This window comes from Pseudomonas sp. NBRC 111131, from assembly GCF_001320525.1.
GTDB lineage: Bacteria > Pseudomonadota > Gammaproteobacteria > Pseudomonadales > Pseudomonadaceae > Aquipseudomonas > Aquipseudomonas ceruminis.
Map to the genome: position 1 here is coordinate 1 of NZ_BCBH01000041.1, position 22,564 is coordinate 22,564.

General features: G+C 61.9%; 23 protein-coding genes. 11 read left to right on the top strand and 12 right to left on the bottom strand.

Annotated features, from left to right (window positions below):
- Window positions 1–19: 19 nt before the first annotated feature.
- The 3 genes from dgcA to APH34_RS24975 all read right to left on the bottom strand — a co-directional run bounded on the left by dgcA (window position 20) and on the right by APH34_RS24975 (window position 3,681).
- Window positions 20–2,080 (bottom strand): dimethylglycine demethylation protein DgcA, encoded by a 2,061-nt coding sequence (gene dgcA / locus APH34_RS24965; protein ID WP_054903398.1) that lies wholly within the window; start codon window positions 2,078–2,080, stop codon window positions 20–22.
- Window positions 2,081–2,095: 15 nt separating this feature from the next.
- Window positions 2,096–2,626, bottom strand: coding sequence for a DUF5943 domain-containing protein (locus tag APH34_RS24970; protein WP_054903399.1), 531 nt, complete (start codon window positions 2,624–2,626; stop codon window positions 2,096–2,098).
- 77 nt (window positions 2,627–2,703) lie between these two features.
- Entirely contained in the window at window positions 2,704–3,681 is a 978-nt protein-coding gene (locus APH34_RS24975; RefSeq protein WP_054903400.1) for a dipeptidase, read from the bottom strand.
- Between the two features lie 285 nt (window positions 3,682–3,966).
- Between APH34_RS24975 and APH34_RS24980 the strand changes: the two genes are divergently transcribed.
- From APH34_RS24980 to APH34_RS24990, 3 genes are all read left to right on the top strand, one after another.
- Window positions 3,967–4,395 (top strand): lysozyme inhibitor LprI family protein, encoded by a 429-nt coding sequence (locus APH34_RS24980; RefSeq protein ID WP_054903401.1) that lies wholly within the window; start codon window positions 3,967–3,969, stop codon window positions 4,393–4,395.
- A gap of 152 nt (window positions 4,396–4,547) precedes the next feature.
- Window positions 4,548–5,240 carry a hypothetical protein gene (locus tag APH34_RS24985; protein WP_054903402.1) on the top strand — a complete coding sequence of 231 codons (693 nt, stop codon included), beginning with the start codon at window positions 4,548–4,550 and terminating at the stop codon, window positions 5,238–5,240.
- A gap of 75 nt (window positions 5,241–5,315) precedes the next feature.
- On the top strand, window positions 5,316–5,954 hold the full coding sequence (locus APH34_RS24990) for a hypothetical protein (protein ID WP_054903403.1): 639 nt from the start codon (window positions 5,316–5,318) through the stop codon (window positions 5,952–5,954).
- Window positions 5,955–5,963: 9 nt separating this feature from the next.
- Here APH34_RS24990 and APH34_RS24995 read toward each other — a convergent pair whose 3' ends face one another.
- Window positions 5,964–6,911 (bottom strand): GlxA family transcriptional regulator, encoded by a 948-nt coding sequence (locus APH34_RS24995; RefSeq protein WP_054903404.1) that lies wholly within the window; start codon window positions 6,909–6,911, stop codon window positions 5,964–5,966.
- A 145-nt stretch (window positions 6,912–7,056) separates the two neighbouring features.
- Between APH34_RS24995 and choX the strand changes: the two genes are divergently transcribed.
- The 5 genes from choX to APH34_RS25020 all read left to right on the top strand — a co-directional run bounded on the left by choX (window position 7,057) and on the right by APH34_RS25020 (window position 10,973).
- Window positions 7,057–8,001 carry a choline ABC transporter substrate-binding protein gene (gene choX / locus APH34_RS25000; protein WP_054903405.1) on the top strand — a complete coding sequence of 315 codons (945 nt, stop codon included), beginning with the start codon at window positions 7,057–7,059 and terminating at the stop codon, window positions 7,999–8,001.
- Between the two features lie 123 nt (window positions 8,002–8,124).
- A complete protein-coding gene (locus APH34_RS25005) occupies window positions 8,125–9,009 on the top strand; it encodes a 3-keto-5-aminohexanoate cleavage protein (protein ID WP_054903406.1) in 885 nt (294 codons plus the stop codon).
- Window positions 9,010–9,027: 18 nt separating this feature from the next.
- Window positions 9,028–9,993, top strand: coding sequence for an L-carnitine dehydrogenase (locus APH34_RS25010; protein WP_054903407.1), 966 nt, complete (start codon window positions 9,028–9,030; stop codon window positions 9,991–9,993).
- A 10-nt stretch (window positions 9,994–10,003) separates the two neighbouring features.
- Window positions 10,004–10,474: a thioesterase family protein gene (locus tag APH34_RS25015; protein WP_054903408.1), complete on the top strand. Its 471-nt coding sequence runs from the start codon at window positions 10,004–10,006 to the stop codon at window positions 10,472–10,474.
- 241 nt (window positions 10,475–10,715) lie between these two features.
- The gene (locus APH34_RS25020) at window positions 10,716–10,973 is read left to right on the top strand and encodes a hypothetical protein (RefSeq protein WP_054903409.1); all 258 of its coding nucleotides are present in this window, start codon (window positions 10,716–10,718) and stop codon (window positions 10,971–10,973) included.
- 120 nt (window positions 10,974–11,093) lie between these two features.
- On the opposite strand, the gene APH34_RS25025 is transcribed toward APH34_RS25020, so the two are convergent.
- A complete protein-coding gene (locus APH34_RS25025) occupies window positions 11,094–12,200 on the bottom strand; it encodes a GlxA family transcriptional regulator (protein WP_054903410.1) in 1,107 nt (368 codons plus the stop codon).
- 425 nt (window positions 12,201–12,625) lie between these two features.
- Entirely contained in the window at window positions 12,626–14,002 is a 1,377-nt protein-coding gene (locus APH34_RS25030; protein WP_054903411.1) for an L-serine ammonia-lyase, read from the bottom strand.
- Between the two features lie 442 nt (window positions 14,003–14,444).
- On the opposite strand from APH34_RS25030, the gene APH34_RS25035 reads away from it, so the two are divergent.
- From APH34_RS25035 to choV, 3 genes are all read left to right on the top strand, one after another.
- Window positions 14,445–15,392, top strand: coding sequence for a choline ABC transporter substrate-binding protein (locus tag APH34_RS25035; RefSeq protein WP_054903412.1), 948 nt, complete (start codon window positions 14,445–14,447; stop codon window positions 15,390–15,392).
- An 81-nt stretch (window positions 15,393–15,473) separates the two neighbouring features.
- Window positions 15,474–16,322 carry a choline ABC transporter permease subunit gene (gene choW / locus APH34_RS25040; RefSeq protein WP_176512976.1) on the top strand — a complete coding sequence of 283 codons (849 nt, stop codon included), beginning with the start codon at window positions 15,474–15,476 and terminating at the stop codon, window positions 16,320–16,322.
- Window positions 16,319–17,497 (top strand): choline ABC transporter ATP-binding protein, encoded by a 1,179-nt coding sequence (gene choV, locus APH34_RS25045; protein WP_054903414.1) that lies wholly within the window; start codon window positions 16,319–16,321, stop codon window positions 17,495–17,497. Before choW ends, choV begins: the two co-directional genes overlap by 4 nt.
- Window positions 17,498–17,615: 118 nt before the next feature.
- On the opposite strand, the gene hisF is transcribed toward choV, so the two are convergent.
- From hisF to APH34_RS25075, 6 genes are all read right to left on the bottom strand, one after another.
- Window positions 17,616–18,386, bottom strand: coding sequence for an imidazole glycerol phosphate synthase subunit HisF (gene hisF / locus APH34_RS25050; RefSeq protein ID WP_008091498.1), 771 nt, complete (start codon window positions 18,384–18,386; stop codon window positions 17,616–17,618).
- Window positions 18,387–18,396: 10 nt separating this feature from the next.
- Window positions 18,397–19,134, bottom strand: a complete 738-nt coding sequence (gene hisA, locus APH34_RS25055; protein WP_054903415.1) for a 1-(5-phosphoribosyl)-5-[(5-phosphoribosylamino)methylideneamino]imidazole-4-carboxamide isomerase — start codon at window positions 19,132–19,134, stop codon at window positions 18,397–18,399.
- Window positions 19,135–19,161: 27 nt separating this feature from the next.
- Window positions 19,162–19,422 carry a DUF2164 domain-containing protein gene (locus APH34_RS25060; protein WP_054903416.1) on the bottom strand — a complete coding sequence of 87 codons (261 nt, stop codon included), beginning with the start codon at window positions 19,420–19,422 and terminating at the stop codon, window positions 19,162–19,164.
- Window positions 19,423–20,061, bottom strand: a complete 639-nt coding sequence (gene hisH / locus APH34_RS25065) for an imidazole glycerol phosphate synthase subunit HisH (protein ID WP_054903417.1) — start codon at window positions 20,059–20,061, stop codon at window positions 19,423–19,425.
- Complete coding sequence (hisB, locus tag APH34_RS25070) at window positions 20,062–20,655, bottom strand: imidazoleglycerol-phosphate dehydratase HisB (RefSeq protein WP_012316676.1); 594 nt, start codon at window positions 20,653–20,655, stop codon at window positions 20,062–20,064.
- A gap of 120 nt (window positions 20,656–20,775) precedes the next feature.
- Window positions 20,776–22,434, bottom strand: coding sequence for an OFA family MFS transporter (locus APH34_RS25075; RefSeq protein WP_054903418.1), 1,659 nt, complete (start codon window positions 22,432–22,434; stop codon window positions 20,776–20,778).
- Window positions 22,435–22,564: the final 130 nt, after the last annotated feature.

Below are 22,564 nucleotides of genomic sequence, written 5' to 3' on the forward strand. Positions count from 1 at the left end.
AGCGTTTAGGCGCGCTGGATCAGAAATCCTTGCACAGGCGCAAGGCGTCGTAGATCGCCGCATGCACGTTGCGCTGGGCCACGCAGTCGCCGATGCGGTACAGCAGGTAGCCCTCGCCCGGCTGGCTGAGGATCGGCTGCGGCTTGATGGCAAACAGCGCCTCCACGTCGATCTGGCCTTTGTTGCGCGAGCCTTCCTTGAGCGAGTAATACAACTGCTCGTCAGGCCGTACACCGTTCTCGATCACTACCTGGTCGACCACCCGTTCTTCCTTGGCACCGGTGTACTCGTTCTCGAGCACCGCCACCATCTTGTCGCCTTCGCGGTAGACCTTTTCCAGCATCATGTCGCCGGTCATGATCACTTCTTTGGGGTACATGCTGCGGTAGTAGGTCGGGAAGGTCGTACCGCCCATGGCCACCCCGGGCTTGATGTCGCCGGTGACGATCTCGACCTGGCTGCCCTTGTCGGCGAGGAAGTCTGCCGCCGACATGCCAGTGAACTCGCAGATGGTGTCGTACACCAGCACGTTCTTGCCCGGCGCAACCTTGCCGTCGAGTACGTCCCAACTGCTGACCACCAACCCTTCAGCGGCGCCCCAGTGTTCGTTCTGCTCGACGAACGGATGGCCGCCCACCGCCAGCACGATGATGTCCGGGCGCAGGTCCTGGATGGTGTCCACGTCGGCCGCAGTACCCAGGCGCACGTCGACCTTCAACCGCGCAAGTTCCAGCTGATACCAGCGGGTGATACCGGCGATCTGGTCACGCTGCGGCGCCTTGGCGGCAATGGTGATCTGCCCGCCGATCTGGTCTTTCTTCTCGAACAGGGTGACCTCGTGGCCACGCTCGGCCGCCACGCGAGCAGCTTCCATACCGGCTGGGCCAGCACCCACCACGACCACTTTACGCTTGGCACCGGTGGTCTTTTCGATGATGTGCGGCACGCCCATGTATTCACGGGAGGTCGCGGCGTTCTGGATGCACAGTACATCCAGGCCCTGGTACTGGCGGTCGATGCAGTAGTTGGCACCCACGCACTGCTTGATCTGGTCGATCTGGCCCATCTTGATCTTGGCGATCAGGTGCGGGTCGGCCATGTGCGCGCGGGTCATGCCGACCATGTCCACATAGCCGCCTTCAAGGATGCGCGTAGCCTGGTTCGGGTCCTTGATGTTCTGCGCATGCAGCACCGGCACCTTCACCACTTCCTTGATGCCGGCTGCCAGGTGCAGGAATGGCTCCGGCGGGTAACTCATGTTGGGGATGACGTTGGCCAGGGTGTTGTGGGTATCGCAACCGGAGCCGACCACGCCAATGAAATCGATCATGCCGGTGGCATCGTAGTAGGCGGCGATCTGTTTCATGTCCTCGTGGCTCAGGCCATCGGGGTGGAACTCATCACCACAGATACGCATGCCCACACAGAAGTCGTCACCCACTTCGGCACGCACGGCCTTGAGCACTTCCAGGCCGAACTTCATGCGGCCTTCGAAGGTGCCGCCCCATTCGTCGGTACGCTTGTTGACGCGCGGGCTCCAGAACTGGTCGATCATGTGCTGGTGCACGGCCGACAGCTCGACGCCGTCCAGGCCGCCTTCCTTGGCCCGCCGCGCGGCCTGCGCGTAGTTGCCGATCACACGCCAGATTTCCTCTACCTCGATGGTCTTGCAGGTGGCGCGGTGTACCGGTTCGCGGATACCCGACGGCGACATCAGGGTCGGCCAGTTGAAGCCGTCCCAACGCGAGCGACGGCCCATGTGGGTAATCTGGATCATGATCTTGGCGCCATGCTTGTGCATGGCGTCGGCCAGGTTCTGGAAGTACGGGATGATACGGTCGGTCGACAGGTTGACCGATGCCCACCATTCCTGCGGGCTGTCGATGGCCACCACCGACGAGCCACCGCAGATCGCCAGGCCGATACCGCCCTTGGCCTTCTCCTCGTAGTACTTCACGTAGCGGTCGGTCGTCATGCCGCCGTCAGTGGCGTAAACCTCGGCGTGCGCGGTGCTGAGCACGCGGTTGCGGACGGTCAGTTTGCCGATCTGGATCGGCTGGAACATTGCTTCGAATGCCATGACGCTCTCTCCGGCTTACAACGGCTTGACGACGAACAGGCCATCTTCGTGGCCTTCTTCCGACCCGCCGTAGACCTGCTCGGCCACGGTGCGGATCGAGCTGCCGCGGGCAGCGAGAATCTGGTCCATTGCGCCGGCGAACCAGCCGGTGAACATGTAGTCGACCTTGCGGCCGACCTTGCCGTACACGTACACGAACGCCGAGTGCTTGAGCTTGACGCTGCAGGTGCCTTTATCCAGGTCGATGTCCTGAATTTCGAACAGGCCCCAGCCACGCTGGGACAGGCGTTTCATGTAATGCTCGAACACCGCCACGCCTTCCAGGCCATGGCATTCGGCTTCTTTTTCACACCAGTGCCAGGCGGATTTGTAGCCGGCCTTGTAGAGGATCTCGGCGTAGGCGTCGGCGCCCAGCACTTCCTCGATGCCGATGTGGTTGTTGACGAAGAAATGCCGCGGTACATACAGCATCGGCAAGGCATCGCTGGTCCAGACACCGGTCTCGCTGTCGACTTCGATTGGCAATTGCGGGGCGATCTTGGCCATGGAAACTCAACTCCATAAAATTTTTTATGTGGATGCCCCGGCGTTGCTGGCAGGGGCTTTCAGGCTTGGAGAGCGGCTTACTCGCCCCAGACGTCCTTGAGGACGTTTACCCAGTTCTCGCCCATGATCTTGCGCACCACACGCTCGGAGTGGCCGCGCTTGAGCAAGGTCTCGGTGAGGTTGGGGAACTCGCCGACGGTGCGAATGCCCAGCGGGTTGATGATCTTGCCGAAGTTGGTCAGGCGACGGGCGTAGCCCTTGTCGTGGGTCAGGTACTCGAAGAACTCCTGGCCGTGGCCCTGGGTGAAGTCGGTGCCAATGCCGATGGCGTCTTCACCGACAATGTTCATGGTGTACTCGATGGCTTCGGCGTAGTCGTCGATGGTCGAATCGATGCCCTTGGCCAGGAATGGCGCAAACATGGTCACGCCGACAAAACCGCCGTGGTCGGCGATGAACTTCAGTTCTTCGTCGGACTTGTTGCGCGGGTGCTCCTTCAGGCCTGAAGGCAGGCAGTGGGAGTAGCACACCGGTTTTTTCGATTCGAGGATGACTTCTTCGGAGGTCTTGGAGCCGACGTGGGACAGGTCGCACATGATGCCCACGCGGTTCATCTCGGCGACGATCTCGCGGCCGAAACCGGACAGGCCGCCGTCACGCTCGTAGCAACCGGTGCCAACCAGGTTCTGGGTGTTGTAGCACATCTGCACGATGCCAACGCCCAGCTGCTTGAACACGTCGACGTAGGCGATCTGGTCTTCGAAGGCGTGGGCGTTCTGGAAGCCGAAGAGGATGCCGGTCTTGCCCAGCTCCTTGGCCTTGCGGATGTCGGCGGTGGTGCGCACCGGCATGACCAGGTCGCTGTTGTCGCGGATCAGCTTCTGGCTGGCGGCGATCTGGTCGACCGTCGCTTTGAACCCTTCCCAGACCGACACCGTGCAATTGGCTGCGGTCAGGCCGCCTTTGCGCATGTCTTCGAACAGCTCGCGGTTCCATTTGGCGATGATCAGGCCATCGATGACGATGCTGTCGGCGTGTAATTCGGCTGGGCTCATCAGGCTGTCCCCTTTTATTGAGTTGGGTCGCGCCAAACCTTCTGCCGGCGCTTTGGGGCCAGCATATGCCTGCGGCCCGAGGCGCCCCGATGCAAAAACGACAGGGGGTTTGCCGAAAGCGTCAATGGGCGATATCAGGCTCTGGCACAGGGGCCGCACAGATGCGAGCCAGTCGCGTTAAGGTCGCTCGCAGGCGTTTGATGAACATTTCATCGCAGAGCTACCGCATTGCCCTTCGCTGAGCGAGAATCCCTGCGATTCGTCCGCCTGCTAAGGAGAAAAACGATGAAATCAACGGCATGGATGGTATTGATGGTCGTGGCACTGGGCGCCCAGGCCAGCGAGGAAGACAGCACGCCTTGCGACAACGTCGACACCGACCAGCAAGCCGCAGCCTGCGCAACCTTCAACCAGCAGACTGCCGAGCGCGAGCTCAAGGCCACTTACGACGACCTGATCCAGCGCCTGCGCGATCAATATCCCGGTGAGGCGAACAAGGTGGCGGACGTCAGCGCGCGTCTGGCTGCGGCTCAAAAGCTCTGGACCCAACTGCGCGATGCCGACTGCAAAGTCGAAACCTACACAGAGAAACCCGGTAGCGCGGCGTTCCCAACCGCCTGGAATACCTGCATTGCGCAACACAGCGATGAGCGGTCGGAATACCTGCGCAGCCTTGGCCCGCAGAGCGACGAAGAACCTGCACCGGAAGATTGATAAAAGCGGCGGTGCAAAAAGTACTTACGAGGAAACCGGCTACGCCTGAGGAAATACAGACTGCTGATACGGTGAACGTAAATTCCCGATAGTGAGCGGGCAGCCTCGATAACGAGGTCCCCTTGTGTCTTCACTACCAGGAGTCAATTGAAATGACCGATATCAAAAACGAAATTGAAAAGATCCGCCAGGAAGGTAAAGAGCGCGTTGCCGCCACGGGCCAGACCATCTGTATTTTTGCCGATGACGTACCTGGCCACATTGCAGAAGATATCCTGGCCGGCATGCGCTTGATGACCGAAATTGCCAACAAGAAGTTCGACAAAGAAACTCAGCAGCGCGAGTGGTACAACTTCTACAACGATGGCCTGAGCAAGTTTGGCTGGACCCTCACCGGTGCAGCACACCCAGAAGAAGCCATCGATGAAGACAACCTGACCCTGGCCAACCTGATAACCAAAGTGCTCACCATCAGCGTCAACCGCGACCCTCGCCGTTCGGCCTGTGCCAAGCGCACCATGCAAATCGTGGTGGAAAAGCCGGAAATCCGCGCCCACCTGGAAAAGCACAGCCGCAGCGAATCCGGCAAATCCAGCAACTTCGTGGTTGCCCAGTGCGAAATGACCCCACAAGGTCTGCCGGCCATGCACATGACCAGCTTCCAGGCCAGCTATGACTCGCAAATCGACCGCGATGGCGCCCTGACCCGGGTGATCGACAAGTCTTCGACGCGCGTCTACCGTGCTTCGCAACAGGGTACGTTCAGCGTTCGTCACTTCGACAGCGCGCGCAAGATTGTGGAAGACAAGCTGGCCAACGATATTGCCGACTTCCTTGCCATCTAAATAGCAAAGGCCGGGCATTGGGTAAGTTTCCAGGCCCGGCCTTTCTGCTCGAACGTTTCCAGGGAACAGTTGAAGATGAGCACGGACAGCCCCTCCCCCACGGATACAACAACACTCTCCCCCCAACTCTTTGACGTACCCTTGAAAGTTGCACCTGCACCGTGGCTGACAGTGGACACCTTCGAGGACTTGCAACTGTGCATGCGTTACGCCTTGCAAAAGGCAAGCGACCGCTACTCGATGGAAACAGCCGCTCAAGCGTGGTTCGGGGTTGTCCTCGAAAGCCTTGGTTTTTTACGTTTTACACTGTACGAACATACGAAAAGAACATTGACGTATGAGTCCAGCCGCGCCGCGCTCAAAGACGTTTACGACGGGTTTCTGCCCCCACCGCGCGAACAAGGCCCCTTCTTCAGGGCGGTTGATGAGGCCAATACCGCACCGGGGAGCGATCCCGGCCTGCGCAACATAAGCGTGTTCAACGCCTCCTCGCACTTGAGCATTGTCATGGATTGCGAAGACGACAACGTCCCTGTCGCCATCCTGTTTTTCGTTCATTGCGTTACCGATCCCATTGCACCCACCAAAAGACTGAACCTGATGTTCGATCACCTGGGTGCCCGCTTCGACTCGGTGGGCTTCAGCCTTCTACGTGCTCAGGTAGAAAGCGAGCATCGCGAAAAACTGATTGCGGTATTGAAAAAAGAGCTGTGAACCGGGCGCCTAAGCCTGCTTTACCAAACGCCGTTCTTCACGTGGACACTTACCAAAGCGCAGCTTGTAGCGCCGGGCGAAATACGAGGGCAGCTCGAAACCACAGGCCAGGCTGACCTGGGTGATGCTCATGTCAGTCTGCGCCAGCAACTGGCGCGCTTTGTCCAGCCGCACAGCCAGGTAGAAGCTGCTCGGCGTTTCATCCAGGTGCAGGCGAAATAGCCGTTCCAGTTGGCGCCGAGTCACCTTGATCTTTTCCGCCAGCGCCAACGTACTGAGCGGCGGCTCGATGTGCTTTTCCATCTCGCCAATCACCTGTACCAGCTTCTTGTTGGAGATGCCGTAACGGGCGCCGATTTCCATGCGTTGGTGGTCCTGGCGCTGGCGGATGCGGCCAAGCACGAATTGCTCTGAGACTTGCACTGCCAGTTCACTGCCGTGGGTTTGTGCGATCAGAAACAACATCAGGTCAATGGAAGCCGTGCCACCGGCACAGGTAATGCGCTGGCGATCGATCTCGAACAGCTCCTGGGTTGCGTGCAGGCGCGGGTAACGCTCTTTGAAGGCCTCCAGCGCCTCCCAATGCAACGTGGCCCGGTAACCGTCGAGCAAGCCGGCTTCGGCCAGCACCATGGCGCCGGTGTCGATCCCCCCCAGGATCACCCCCTCGTGGTCCAGGCGACGCAGTGCCTTGGGCAACGCCTGGCGGACATGGGCCAGGGGCTCGAAGCCCGCCACCACCAACAGGATGGCTGCCGGATCCCCTGCACCGAGCGCAGCATCGGCATTCACCGACATGCCGTTGCTTGCCTGCACTGCCCCACCGTCGAGGCTCAGCACCTGCCAGCGATAGAGCGGGCCACCAAAGCGGTTGGCAACCCGCAGTGGCTCAAGCGCCGAAATGAAGCCCATGGCTGAAAAGCCCGGCATGAGTAGAAATGCAATCGTTTCGGCCATTTGCCCCTCGCAAATAATCTGGTCGCCTGGGTGCAAGTTCCCGTCGCCAGCGTGCGCATCATCACTGCGGCGTCAGCGTAGCGTATTCACACGGCCCGCAGAGGCCGCCCTCAATAACAAAATGTACTGCCGATGGAGAGCCACCATGCACAGCTTTATCCGCCGCAGCCTGTTGACCCTTGCTTTGAGCAGCATCGCCGCTACCCCGCTTTTCGCCGCCGAGCCTGCGGCCTGCAAGAACGTGCGCCTGGGTGTCGTCAACTGGACTGATGTCATGGCGACCAGCGCCATGGCCCAGGTGCTGCTTGACGGCCTGGGTTACCAGACCAAGCAGACCAGCGCCTCGCAGCAGATCATCTTCGCCGGCATTCGCGACAAACGCCTGGACATGTTCCTGGGTTACTGGAACCCGATCATGACCCAGACCATCACCCCGTTCGTCGATGCCAAGCAGGTCAAAGTGCTCGACAAACCGAGCCTGGAAGACGCGCGAGCAACCCTGGCCGTTCCCAAATACCTGGCCGACAAGGGCCTGAAAAGTTTCGCCGACATTCACAGGTTCGAGAAAGAGCTGGGCGGCAAGATCTATGGCATCGAGCCCGGCTCGGGCGCCAATACCCAGATCAAGGCAATGATCGCCAAGAACCAGTTCGGCCTCGGCAAGTTCCAGTTGGTGGAGTCCAGCGAGGCCGGCATGCTTGCCGCCGTCGACCGCGCCGTGCGGCGCAAGGAGGCGGTGGTGTTCTTCGGCTGGGCGCCGCACCCGATGAACGTGAACATCGACATGGTGTACCTGGGCGACAGCCAGGATGCCCTTGGCCCCGACGAAGGCCGCGCCACGGTATGGACGGTAACCGCACCGGACTACGCCGAACGCTGCCCCAATGCCCACCGCCTGCTGGCCAACCTGAACTTCAGCGCCGAGGACGAGAGCCGCATGATGCAACCGCTGCTTGACCACAAGGACGCCCTGGAGTCGGCCCGCCAGTGGCTCAAGGATCACCCCGAAGACAAGGCGCGCTGGCTTGAAGGTGTGACCACCTTCGATGGCAAGCCTGCGGCGGACAACCTCAAGCTCACCGCCAACTGACAGGGCCCGATCGCCCGCAAACCGGCTCCCCCAGAGTTACCGCCCACCAGGGTTCACCGCGAACCTTGTGGGAGCCGGCTTGCCGGCGATTGGGCTACCACACACCTGAAAAGGAACCCAACCATGAACCACGACGTCATCATCACCTGCGCCCTCACCGGCGCCGGCGACACAGTCGCCAAGAGCCACCTGGTCCCCGTTACCCCCAAGCAAATCGCCGAATCCGCCGTCGAGGCCGCCAAGGCCGGCGCCACCGTGGTCCACTGCCACGTCCGCGACCCGCAAACCGGCCGTTTCAGCCGTGACGTGGCGCTGTACCGCGAAGTCATGGAACGCATCCGCGAAGCCGATGTGGACATCATCGTCAACCTCACCGCCGGCATGGGCGGCGACCTGGAAATCGGCCCAGGCGAGTCGCCTATGGCGTTCGGCCCCGGCACTGACCTGATCGGCCCGCTGGAGCGCCTGGCCCACGTCGAAGCCCTGCTGCCGGAAATCTGCACGCTCGATTGCGGCACCCTCAACTTTGGCGACGGCAACGCCATTTACGTTTCCACGCCGGCGCAGTTGCGCGCCGGCGCCAAACGTATCACCGAGCTTGGCGTGAAGGCCGAGCTGGAGATCTTCGACACCGGCCACCTGTGGTTCGCCAAGCAAATGATGAAGGAAGGCCTGCTCGACGACCCCCTGTTCCAGCTGTGCCTGGGCATCCCGTGGGGCGCGCCAGCCGACACCACCACCATGAAAGCGATGGTCGACAACCTGCCGGCCAACGTCACCTGGGCCGGCTTCGGCATCGGCCGCATGCAGATGCCAATGGCGGCCCAAGCCGTGCTGCTGGGCGGCAACGTGCGCGTCGGCCTGGAAGACAACCTGTATCTGGACCGGGGTGTGCTGGCCAGCAACGGCCAGTTGGTGGAGCGCGCGACCGAAATCATCACCCGCATGGGTGGCCGTGTGCTGACCCCGGCAGAAGGCCGGGAAAAAATGAACCTCAAGCGCCGCTGACCCTTTCAGGAGACCGATATGCCCTTCATTACCGAGATCAAGACCTTCGCCGCCCTGGGTAGCGGCGTGATCGGCAGCGGCTGGGTCGCCCGCGCCCTGGCCCATGGCCTGGACGTGGTGGCCTGGGACCCAGCACCGGGTGCCGAACAGGCACTGCGCAAGCGCATTGCCAATGCCTGGCCAGCCTTGGAGAAACAAGGCCTGGCGCCAGGTGCGGCACAGGACCGGTTGACGTTCGTCAGTACCATTGAAGCCTGCGTGCGCGACGCCGATTTCATCCAGGAAAGCGCGCCCGAGCGCCTGGACCTCAAGCTCGACCTGCATGCCCGGATCAGCGCTGCCGCCAAGCCCGACGCCATCATCGGCTCCAGCACTTCAGGCCTGCTGCCCAGCGAGTTCTACGAGTCGTCCACCCACCCCGAGCGCTGCGTGGTGGGCCACCCGTTCAACCCGGTGTACCTGCTGCCGCTGGTCGAGATCGTCGGCGGCAACCGCACCGCGCCTGAAGCCATCGAGGCGGCGAAGACCATCTACACCGCACTGGGTATGCGCCCGCTGCATGTGCGCAAAGAAGTGCCCGGCTTCATCGCCGACCGCCTGCTCGAAGCGCTGTGGCGCGAGGCCCTGCACTTGGTCAACGACGGCGTAGCGACCACCGGCGAGATCGACGATGCCATCCGCTTCGGTGCCGGCCTGCGCTGGTCATTCATGGGTACCTTCCTGACCTACACCCTGGCCGGGGGTGACGCTGGCATGCGCCACTTCATGTCCCAGTTCGGCCCCGCCCTGAAGCTACCCTGGACATACCTGCCAGCGCCAGAACTGACCGACAAGTTGATCGACGACGTGGTGGACGGCACCTCGGAGCAACTGGGTGATCGCAGCATCGCCGCCCTGGAGCGCTACCGTGACGACACCCTGCTGGCGGTGCTGGAAGCGGTGAAGCAGAGCAAAGCCAGCCATGGCATGGCCTTTGGTGATTGAGGAGAAGCCGATGCCCGCATTGATCACCTACCGTACCCCAGTCCAGGAGGACTGGGTGGACTACAACGGGCACCTGCGTGATGCCTATTACCTGCTGATCTTCAGCTATGCCACCGATGCACTGATGGAGCGCATTGGCCTGGATGCCGACAGCCGTGGCCATAGCGGGCAGTCATTGTTCACGCTCGAGGCGCACATCAATTACCTGCACGAAGTGAAGCTCGGCACTGAGGTGTGGGTGCACACCCAGGTCATTGGCTTCGACCGCAAGCGCCTGCACGTTTATCACAGCCTTCACCGTGCGGGGTTCGACGAGGCGCTGGCGGCCAGCGAGCAGATGTTGCTGCATGTGGACCTGGCAGGGCCGAACTCGGCACCTTTCGGCGAACGCAGTGTGGCACTGCTGCAAGGGCTGGTGGACGAGCAGCAGGATCTGGAGGCCCCAGCGTTCATCGGCCGTGTGATAGGCCTCAAAAAATAACCCCGGAAAGCCGTGAGCATCCGGGGCCAAGAGCGAGCAACATCCACTGTGCGAGAAAGAGGGTGACCAAACCCTCCGGTACCGTGAATGAGTCCAGTGTGCTGCCTTCCCGGAACCGGGATTTAGCCGGAAACGACCTGTTCTTAGCCAAAGCAGCCATGGCGACAATCTGTCCTTGCCGGTGCGCAGGGTTGGTCACAGAATCGGCTGACGATCACAGCAGCAGATAAGGACAACAGCCATGATGCATGCGGATTTGATTGATCAGGACGACCTGGCAGGCCACCTGCGCGCGCGCGGTTTCGAGATACCCGCCGGCGCCAGCGCCGAGCAGGCTTGCGAAGCGGTGGTGCGTGGGCTGACCGAGCCTAATGCGCGGGCGCTCAAGGGTATGGTCGAGCAGATGTATACCGGGAGTGCGACGATTCTGCCGGCGGTGCGCCAGGCCATCGACAAGCAGTTGTTGCCAGCGCTGGCGAGTTTCAACACGCGGGCCTGATTCATTTTTCCTGTACTGACCCTATCGCCGGCAAGCCAGCTCCCACAGTGATTACACAAAGCTCAAGGGCTTTGCAGTACCTGTGGGAGCGGGCGTGCCCGCGAAGCGCCCGGCGCGGTGTCAGAGCCTTACGCTGGCAAAGGTCGACTCGTTGCGCGCCTGGCTCAGGGCCGCCATTGGCCCACTGTGCGGCGACAGGGTCATGGCCTGCGGGATCGGCATCATGGCCACCTGCTGGGCAGTATTGGAGCCCACACGCTCGTCACGCGGCGGAATGCCGAAGTACTCGCGGTAGCACTTGGAGAAGTGCGGCGTGGACACAAAGCCACACACCGACGCCACTTCGATGATCGACATCGGCGTCTGCTTCAGCAGCTGCCGCGCACGAATCAGGCGCAGCTTCAGGTAGTACCGCGACGGCGAGCAATGCAGGTACTTCTGGAACAGCCGCTCGAGCTGGCGTCGCGACACCGACACGTACACCGCCAGTTCGTCCAGGTCGATCGGCTCTTCGAGGTTGGCCTCCATCAGCGCGACGATTTCCTGCAACTTAGGCTGGTTGGTGCCCAGCATGTGCTTGAGCGGTACCCGCTGGTGGTCCTGCTCGTTGCGAATACGCTCGTAGACGAACATCTCCGAAATTGCCGCCGACAGCTCGCGGCCATGGTCGCGGCTGATCAGGTGCAGCATCATGTCCAGGGGTGCGGTGCCGCCGGAGCTGGTGAAGCGGTTACGGTCGAGGGTGAACAGGCGCGTGCTCATGTTGACCCGCGGGAAGGCTTCCTGCATCGCCGCCAGGCATTCCCAGTGCACGCTGCAATCGAAGCCGTCGAGCAGGCCGGCGCAGGCCAGCGCCCAACTGCCAGTACACACCGCCCCCAGGCGACGCGACTGGCGCGCCTGGGCCTGCAGCCAAGTGACGTGTTCACGGGTGACCGAACGCTGGATGCCCACGCCACCACAGACGATCACGGTGTCTATGGGCGGCGCATGGGTGATGGCGGCGTCCGGGGTAATCTGCAGGCCATCACTGGCCCAGACCTGGCCGCCGTCAATCGTCAGTGTGTGCCAGCGATACAGCTCGCGGCCGGACAGCTGGTTGGCCATGCGCAGCGGTTCTACCGCCGATGCCAGCGAAATCAGCGTGAAGTTGTCCAGTAGAAGAAACCCGATGGACTGGGGTGCTGTGCGGTTCTGGGTTGGATTCCCGGAGGTGTACGACGTCATCGCGATTTCTCCTCACACAATGCAGGTGTGCCTCAGGCGGGCACTGTTTTTTGTTATGGCCCCAGTTCATGTGCAGGGGCTTTGCCAATCTCAACGCAAGGGCCGTGCCTGAATTTGAACGGCCATCCAAAAAAACCCAAAAACGACGCCTTCTTTCAGCAATTCGGGCTCTGCAGCTGCGTGGATTAAAAATCGCAAACCGGCGGGCCAGCGCCTTTGCCTGTAACGGCTGAGCAAATAGGTGACAAGCGCGGCGCAGGTTACCCAGAAACGACACTCTTGAGTGTCACCGACAACGCCCACCCTGATCGCGACATCCGACGACCGGCAATGCTCCAAAACAGGGCTCCATTGAAATGGAGTGCCCCCTAATGAATGCAATGGCCCTAGCGCCGGCAAGCCAGCGTTAGGGCCTGTTCAGGGTGTCAGCATTCGATGACGCTGACCGCCAGGCCACCGCGCGAGGTCTCTTTGTACTTGTCGTGCATGTCTGCCCCGGTGTCGCGCATGGTGCGGATCACCTGGTCGAGGGAAATGAAGTGTTCACCGTCGCCACGCAGGGCCATCTGCACCGCGTTGATGGCCTTCACTGCGGCAATGGCGTTGCGCTCGATACACGGCACCTGCACCAGGCCGCCGACCGGGTCGCAGGTCAGGCCAAGGTTGTGCTCCAAGGCGATCTCGGCGGCGTTTTCCACCTGTGCTGGCGTTGCCCCCAGCACCTCGGCCAGGCCCGCCGCAGCCATGGCGCACGCCGAACCGACTTCGCCCTGGCACCCTACCTCGGCACCGGAAATCGATGCGTTCTTCTTGCACAAGATGCCCACGGCCGCAGCGCCGAGGAAGAAGTCGACCACGCTGGACTCGTCCACCGCATCGCTGAACCGCATGTAGTAATGCAGCACCGCCGGGATGATGCCGGCCGCGCCATTGGTGGGCGCGGTCACCATGCGCCCACCGGCAGCGTTCTCTTCGTTGACCGCCAGGGCGAACAGGTTGACCCACTCCATGGCGCTCATGGTCGAGCCGATCACGTTGGGCTTGCCGATCTCCTGCAGGCTGCGGTGCAACTTGGCGGCGCGGCGGCGCACATTCAGCCCGCCGGGCAGCGTGCCTTCGTACTTGAGGCCGTTGTTGACGCATTCCTGCATGGCTTGCCAAAGATTGTGCAGGCCGGCGCGAATCTCGTCCTCGCTGCGCCAGACCTTCTCGTTGGCCATCATCAATTGCGACACGCTGAGGTCGTTTTGCTTGCACAGGCGCAGCAGTTCGGCGGCGCTGTTGAAATCGTACGGCAGCACCGTCTGGTCGGCATCCAGCACACCGCTGGCCGCCTGGGCTGCATCGACCACAAAGCCACCACCCACCGAGTAATAGGTGTCGCGGTGCAGCTCACCCTGCTCGCCTTCGGCAACCAGGGTCATGGCGTTGGGGTGGTAGGGCAGGTTCTCGTCCAGCAGGCGCATGTCGCGGGCCCAGACGAATTCGATGGGCAGGCGGCTGTCCAGCAGCAAGGTGTCGGTTTCGCGCAGGTCGGCAATACGCGGGACGATCTGGGTCGGGTCGATGGTATCCGGCCATTCGCCCATCAGGCCCATGAGGGTGGCATTGTCGGTGCCATGGCCAATGCCGGTCGCCGACAACGAACCATACAGCCGCACCTCGATCCGTTTCACCTGCTCCAGTTCACCGCGTTCACGCAGGCCCTGGACGAACAGGGCGCCGGCACGCATGGGGCCAACGGTGTGGGAGCTGGAGGGCCCGACACCGATCTTGAACAGGTCGAACACGCTGATGGCCATTGTCGCTTCACCTCTTGCTGGGCTTGTCTCTGCGCGCCATGCGCAGGGCGGGGCAACTGCTAGGCTGAAGCTGCGAGCCGCCACGAATGCACGCATCATCGGGCTTTTACGCACCCCCTCGCCGTCTGCAACCGACGTACTTTTGTCCAGCAGCGCCGCGCCTTTTCGGGCCGTCAGCGCGCCGCTTTCGAGCGGCCAAGTGACGCAAAAATGCGGCTGTGGCAGTGGAAAAACTCATATGCGACATCGCCCGTACTGGATGCGACCCGTTCCGTACTGGTTACGACCCCACCAGTAGGCGATTGCCCGGCGCTGGAGGATTATCGAAAGCGACTCGTATTGCACGGCCTCGCAACCTGCCCTCTGCAGGCCTGGCTGACCGGACCCTGAGAACGCCCGGCAGCCCTCGCGAACCCGAAGATAAAATCACAGGAGTCCATCCATGAAAGGTTCACCCTCGCTGTTGCTGGTCGCGTTGCTATCGGCACCGTTACTGGCCCAGGCTGCAGAACCCGAGCAGTGTCACACGGTGCGTTTCTCCGATGTCGGCTGGACAGACATCACCGTCACCACCGCGACCACCAGCGTTGTGCTCGAAGCCCTGGGTTACAAGACCCACACCACCATGATCTCGGTACCGGTGACCTACAAGTCGCTGGCCACCGGCAAGGACCTGGATGTGTTTCTCGGCAACTGGATGCCGACCATGGAAAACGACATCAAGCAGTACCGCGACGCCGGCACTGTCGAAACCGTGCGCGCCAACCTGGAAAACGCCAAGTACACCCTGGCAGTACCCCAGGCGCTGTATGACAAGGGCCTGAAGGACTTTGCCGACATTCCCAAGTTCAAGCAGGAGCTAGACGCCAAGATCTACGGCATCGAGCCAGGCAACGATGGCAACCGCACCATCCAGAACATGATCGACAAGAACGCCTTCGGCCTGAAGGACGCCGGCTTCAAGATCGTCCAGTCCAGCGAGGCCGGCATGCTGTCGCAGGTCGAGCGGGCGCAGAAGCGCGGCGAGGCGATCGTGTTCCTTGGCTGGGAGCCGCACCCGATGAACACCCGCTTCAAGATGCAGTACCTGACCGGTGGGGACGATTTCTTCGGCCCCGAATTCGGCAAGGCCACTGTGTTGACCAATACCCGCAAAGGCTACGCGCAGGAATGCAGCAACGTGGGCCAACTGCTGAAGAACCTCACGTTCGAGCTCAAGGATGAAAGCACCATGATGGGCTACGTCCTGGACGACAAGATGAAACCCGAGGCGGCCGCGCACAAGTGGCTCAAGGACAACCCAGGCAAGCTGGACGCCTGGCTCGCCGGGGTGACCACTGTGGACGGCAAACCCGGCCTAGAGGCGGCCAAGGCCAAACTGACGCAATAACGCAAGACGCAATAGCAACACCGCGGGGCGGGACCGTGCCCGCCCCGGACTGATTTCAATCTTTGCAGGTGGAAGCTCGCTATCATGCTTATCGATCAGAAAATACCCCTGGGGCAGTACATCGCCTCATTCGTCGAATGGTTGACCCAGAACGGCGCCGCTTACTTCGACGCCATCGCCCAAGGCCTGGAATTCATGATCCATGGCGTCACCAGTGCCTTGACCTGGTTCAACCCATTCGTCCTCATCGCCCTGTTCGCCGCCCTGGCGCACCTGATCCAGCGCAAGTGGGCGCTGACCGTGTTCGTTGCCCTGTCGTTCCTGTTGATCCTCAACCTGGGGTACTGGCAGGAAACCATGGAAACCCTGGCGCAAGTCACGTTCGCCACGGTGGTGTGCGTGGCCATCGGCGTACCGCTGGGCATCGTTGCCGCGCACAAACCGATGTTCTATACCGCCATGCGCCCGGTACTCGACCTGATGCAGACGGTGCCGACCTTCGTTTATCTGATCCCTACCCTGACCCTGTTCGGCCTGGGTGTGGTGCCGGGGCTGATCTCCACGGTGGTGTTCGCCATTGCCGCGCCGATTCGCCTCACCTACCTGGGCATCTGCGACGTGCCGCAGGAGCTGCTGGATGCCGGCAAGGCCTTCGGTTGCTCGCGACGCCAGTTGCTGACACGCATCGAACTGCCGCACGCGATGCCCAGCATCGCTGCCGGCGTGACCCAATGCATCATGCTGTCGCTGTCGATGGTGGTGATCGCAGCGCTGGTAGGCGCTGACGGGCTGGGTAAACCTGTGGTCAACGCACTGAACACCGCTGATATTTCCCTGGGCTTCGAAGCGGGCCTGGCGATCGTGCTGCTGGCGATCATGCTCGACCGAATCTGCAAGCAACCGGAAGTTACGGTAAGGGGTGAGGCATGAGCATCATTCGTTTCGAAGACGTCGACGTCATCTTCTCCAACAAGCCGCGCGAGGCGCTGGCGCTGCTGGACCAAGGCCAGACCCGCGAGCAGATCCTCAAGCAGACCGGCCTGGTGGTGGGTGTCGAAAAGGCCAACCTGGACATCAACAAGGGTGAGATCTGCGTGCTGATGGGCTTGTCCGGCTCCGGCAAGTCGAGCCTGCTGCGCTGCATCAACGGCCTCAACACCGTCAGCCGCGGCAAGCTGTTCGTCGAGCATGAAGGCAAGCACATCGACATCGCCCACTGCACCCCGGCAGAGCTGAAGATGATGCGCACCAAGCGCATTGCCATGGTGTTCCAGAAGTTCGCCCTGATGCCCTGGCTGACGGTGCGCGAGAACATCAGCTTTGGCCTGGAAATGCAGGGCCGCCCCGAGAAGGAACGGCGCAAGCTGGTCGACGAAAAACTTGAGCTGGTGGGCCTGACCCAATGGCGCAACAAGAAACCGGACGAACTCTCCGGCGGCATGCAGCAGCGTGTGGGCCTGGCCCGAGCGCTGGCGATGGACGCCGATATCCTGCTGATGGACGAGCCGTTCTCTGCCCTCGACCCGCTGATCCGCCAGGGTCTGCAGGACGAGTTGCTGGCGCTGCAGAACAAGCTGAGCAAGACCATCGTGTTCGTCAGCCACGACCTGGACGAAGCACTGAAGCTGGGTAGCCGCATTGCGATCATGAAGGATGGGCGGATCATCCAGTACAGCAAGCCCGAAGAGATCGTGCTCAACCCGGCGGACGAGTACGTGCGCACCTTCGTTGCCCATACCAACCCGTTGAACGTGCTGTGCGGGCGCAGCCTGATGCGCAGCGTGGACAACTGCAAGCGGGTCAATGGCTCGGTGTGCCTGGACCCGGGTATCGATTCGTGGCTGGACCTGGGCGAAGGTGGCGCGCTCAAGCGTGCACGCCAGGGCCAGAACGGGCTGGACATGCAGAACTGGGCGCCGGGGCAGGATGTGGAGCTGCTGGAGCGCAGGCCGACCGTGGTACACGCCGACATCGGCATGCGCGAGGCGCTGCAGATTCGTTATCAGACCGGCAACAAGCTGGTGTTGCAGGATAACGACAGGGTGGTGGGGATACTTGGGGATACCGAGCTTTATCACGCACTGCTTGGCAAGAACCACGGGTGATGCCCGGGCCCGCTTTGCGGGCCATTCGCAGCACAAGGCTGCTCCTACAGGGGAATGCGTATCCCTGTAGGAGCAGCCTTGTGCTGCGAATGGAGGGCAAAGCCCTCCCGGCAATCTGTCAGCGAACGACGATTCCGCGCGAAGCCATGTAGGCCTTGGCTTCCGGCACCGTGTACTCACCAAAGTGGAAGATGCTCGCTGCCAGCACCGCGCTGGCGTGCCCTTCCAGAATGCCGTCCGCCAGGTGCTGCAGGTTACCCACACCCCCCGAAGCAATCACCGGAATCCCCAGTGCATCGCTGATGGCGCGGGTCACACCCAGGTCGAAACCGTTCTTCATGCCGTCCTGGTCCATGCTGGTCAGCAGGATTTCGCCGGCACCCAGGCCTTCCATCTTCTTCGCCCACTCAACCGCATCCAGCCCGGTCGGTTTGCGCCCACCATGCGTGAAGATTTCCCAGCGCGGCGTTTCACCTGGCCCGGACACTTTCTTGGCATCGATGGCGACAACGATGCACTGCGAACCAAAACGGTCTGCTGCCTCACCCACGAACTCCGGGTTGAACACGGCCGCTGTGTTGATCGAGACCTTGTCTGCACCGGCATTGAGCAGGTTGCGGATGTCCTGCACAGTGCGCACACCACCCCCCACGGTCAGCGGGATGAACACCTGGCTGGCCATGCGCTCGACGGTATGCAGGGTGGTATCGCGGCCATCGACGCTGGCGGTGATGTCGAGGAAGGTGATTTCGTCGGCACCTTGCTCGTTGTAGCGACGGGCGATTTCCACCGGGTCGCCGGCATCACGGATGTTCTCGAACTTGACGCCCTTGACCACCCGGCCGTTGTCCACGTCCAGGCAAGGGATGATGCGCTTGGCCAGTGCCATGGTTCAGTCCTCAGCCTTGATAGTTGTCGCAGAAGGCTTGGGCCTCGGCGACATCCAGGGTGCCTTCGTAGATGGCACGGCCAGTGATGGCGCCAATGATGCCAGGGGCCTTGGCGTCCAGCAGGGCCTTGATGTCACCCAGGTTGTGGATGCCGCCCGACGCGATCACCGGAATGCGCGTGGCTTCGGCCAGCGCCTTGGTGAAGGGCACGTTGCAGCCTTGCATCATGCCGTCCTTGGCGATGTCGGTGTAGACGATCGCCGAGACGCCATCGGCCTCGAAACGCTTGGCCAGGTCGATCACCTGCACCGAGCTCACTTCTGCCCAGCCGTCGGTGGCGACGAAGCCGTCCTTGGCGTCCAGGCCGACGATGACCTTGCCCGGGAACGCCTTGCACGCTTGGGCAACGAATTCAGGCTGCTTGACCGCCTTGGTGCCGATGATCACGTAGCTCACACCAGCCTTGACGTAGTGCTCGATGGTTTCCAGCGAACGGATGCCACCGCCGATCTGGATCGGCAGGTTCGGGTAACGCTTGGCGATGGCGGTGACCACTTCGCCGTTGACCGGCTGGCCTTCAAAGGCGCCATTGAGGTCGACCAGATGCAGGCGACGGCAGCCACCCTCGACCCACTTGGCGGCCATGCTCACCGGGTCGTCGGAAAATACCGTGGAGTCTTCCATGCGGCCCTGGCGCAGGCGCACGCAGGCACCGTCCTTCAGATCGATAGCGGGGATAATCAGCATCTTGGGAACCTGTCTAATTGTTGAGTTTCAGGGCTTCTCGAGTGCCCACAGGTCGCTTTCGATGCTCTCGAACCGCTCCTTGAGGTGCAGCTGAACATCGGCAATCGCCCTGTTGTAGTAGTGGGGTGCAATTTCTTTGCTGAACAGCTCGAGGACCTCGGCCACCTCGAACGACCCCAACTGCAACTCGAAACGGTCTTCGAGAAAGCGCTTGAGCGTATCGAGCGCTTCGCGCTCCTGCTCAGGGGCCAGGGTGATGATCGGGGCCTTGGTCTTCGACCTGCTCATTTACCAGCGCCCGTCCCAGGCGACGAAGTTCTGCAGCAACTGCAGGCCATGGGTATGGCTCTTCTCCGGGTGGAACTGCACCGCAAAGCGCGAACCGTCAGCCAGCGCGGCGGCAAAGTCGACGCCATAGTGGCCGCGACCGACCACCTGGCCCGGCTTGCCGGCATTGATGTAGTAGCTGTGCACGAAATAGAAGCGCGCGCGGTCCGGGATGTCGTGCCACAGCGGGTGGTCGATGGTCTGGCTGACTTCGTTCCAGCCCATGTGCGGCACTTTCAGGTGCTCGCCGTCTTCACGCAGGTCTTTACCGAAGAAGCGCACCTGGCCAGGGAACAGGCCGATGCAATCGACGCCGTCGTTCTCTTCGCTGTGGTCGAGCAGCGCCTGCATGCCGACACAGATACCCAGGAAGGGGCGGTCCTGGCTGACTTCACGTACCAGGCTGTCGAAGCCCAGGCGGCGGATCTCGGCCATGCAGTCGCGAATGGCGCCAACGCCGGGGAACACCACGCGGTCAGCCTCGCGGATGACCGCAGCGTCGCTGGTGACCAGCACCTTGCCGGCGCCGACATGCTCGAGCGCCTTGGCCACCGAGTGCAGGTTGCCCATGCCATAGTCGATTACGGCTACCGTCTGCATTTACAGGCATCCCTTAGTGGAAGGCATCTGCCCGGCCATGCGCTCGTCCTGGGTCACGGCCATGCGCAGGGCGCGGCCGAAGGCTTTGAACACGGTTTCGATCTGGTGGTGGGTGTTGTGGCCACGCAGGTTGTCGATGTGCAGGGTCACCAGGGCATGGTTAACGAAGCCCTGGAAGAACTCCTGGAACAGGTCGACATCGAAGCCGCCCACGGTGGCGCGGGTGTACGGCACATGCATCTGCAGGCCTGGGCGGCCGGAGAAGTCGATGACCACGCGCGACAGCGCTTCGTCCAGCGGCACGTAGGCATGGCCGTAGCGGAAGATGCCTTTCTTGTCGCCGATGGCCTGGGCGAATGCCTGGCCCAGGGTGATACCGACGTCTTCGACGGTATGGTGATCGTCGATATGCAGGTCACCCTTGCACTCGATATCCAGATCGATCAGCCCATGTCGGGCGATCTGGTCGAGCATGTGTTCAAGGAAAGGCACGCCGATATCGAATCGGGCCTTGCCACTGCCATCGAGGTTGATCGAGCACTTGACCTGGGTTTCCAGGGTATTGCGCTCGACGGAAGCCTTACGTTCGACCATCACCAGCTCCGCAAAATCATTGGGCGAAAAGGGCTCCATTATAGGCCCAGAACGCGCCAGCTTGAAACGCGGATGACATATGGCAATGCAAGGGCTGCTTTGCAGCCCCCGTCATACACCTCAATGGAACAGCGCGGCCGTCTTCTGCAAGGTAACCCACACGCCCCACGCCAGTGGAACCACCACCACCGCCCAGGCAATCAGCACCAGCGGCAGGCTACCCGGCGCGGCATGCCACTGCAGCGAACGCGTGCCATCTGCGCCTTTGTCGTGGCTCAAGGCGCGCTCGGCCGCCAGCTCGGCATCGCTCATGAAGTGCTTGTCGGCCACCGGGCGTACCAGCATGTTGCAGATAAAGCCCAGCACCAGCAGGCCGGCGAGGATGTACAGGGTCATGTCATAGGCTGCGGCGCGCTCCACGCCCGCCGCCAACTGGTATTCGCGCAGGTAGGTGATCAACACCGGCCCCAGCACACCGGCGGCAGCCCAGGCGGTCAGCAGGCGGCCATGGATGGCCCCGACCATCTGCGTGCCGAACAGGTCGGCCAGGTAGGCCGGCACTGTGGCAAAACCCCCGCCGTACATGGACAGAATGATGCAGAACGCCGCCACGAACAGCGCCACATTGCCCAGGTGGCCCATGCTCGGCACCAGGCTGTAGAGGCCCACGCCCAAGGCGAAGAAGGCGAAATAGGTATTCTTGCGGCCGATGTAGTCCGAGAACGATGCCCAGAAGAACCGCCCACCGATGTTGAACAGGCTCAGCAGCCCGGTGAAGCCTGCGGCAATCGCCGCAATTTGCGCCAGTTGCGCGGCGTTGAGCTGGCTGAAGCTCAGCTCGTTGCCCAGCAGCTTGCCGGCGAACACCTCCTGCAGCAGCGGCGAGGCCATGCCCAGGATGCCGATGCCGGCTGACACATTAAGGCACAGCACCAGCCAGATCAGCGCGAACTGCGGGGTTTTCCAGGCCACGCTGACATGCACATGGCGGTCGGTGACCATGGCGCTGGCTTTTTTCACCGGTGCAGTCCAGCCTTCTGGCTTCCAGCCGGTGGGCGGCACGCGATACGCCAAAGCGCCTGCAACCATGAACACGAAGTAGATGGCGGCCATGACGACGAAGCTCTGCCACACACCGACTTCCTGCGCGTTGGCGAAGTGCCCCATCAACGTGGCAGCCAAGGGCGCCCCAACCATCGCGCCGCCGCCAAAGCCCATGATTGCCATGCCGGTGGCCATCCCGCGCTTGTCCGGGAACCACTTGATCAGGGTCGAAACCGGCGAGATGTACCCCAGGCCCAGGCCAATGCCGCCGATCACGCCAGAGCCCAGCCACATCAGCCACAGCTGGTGCGTCTTCACACCAAGCGCCGAAATCAACATGCCGCCACACCAGCACAGGGCCGACACCAGGCCTGCCTTGCGGGGGCCGGCGTGCTCAAGCCAGCCGCCCAGCACTGCAGCCGAGCAACCGAGGAATACGAAGAACAGGGTGTAGATCCAGCTCAGCATGGAAATCGGCCAGTCGCACTCGGCGCTGAACAGGCGGGCGATGAACCCTATGTCTGCTCCGCAGGAGACCGGGGCCGTGATACCGAGGGCCTGTGACAGCGGCAGCCAGAACACCGAAAAACCGTACGCCATGCCAATGCACAGGTGAATGGCCAGCGCGGCGGGGGGGACCAGCCAACGGTTGAAACCCGGGCGAGCGATGATGCGCTCCTTGGACAAGAAGCCCGGTGGGCTGACGGCCACGCCTGTCGTGATACTGCTGCTCATGGATTCGATCCTTTTCTAGGTCGCCTTTCAGGGCAACGCCCCGCGACAATGGGCCGCGGACGCTCCGAAAGCGGCGAAAGAGTAGCAGTTAGCTTCTTGCGAGAAAGCAATCTGATATCGTTATTTTTTG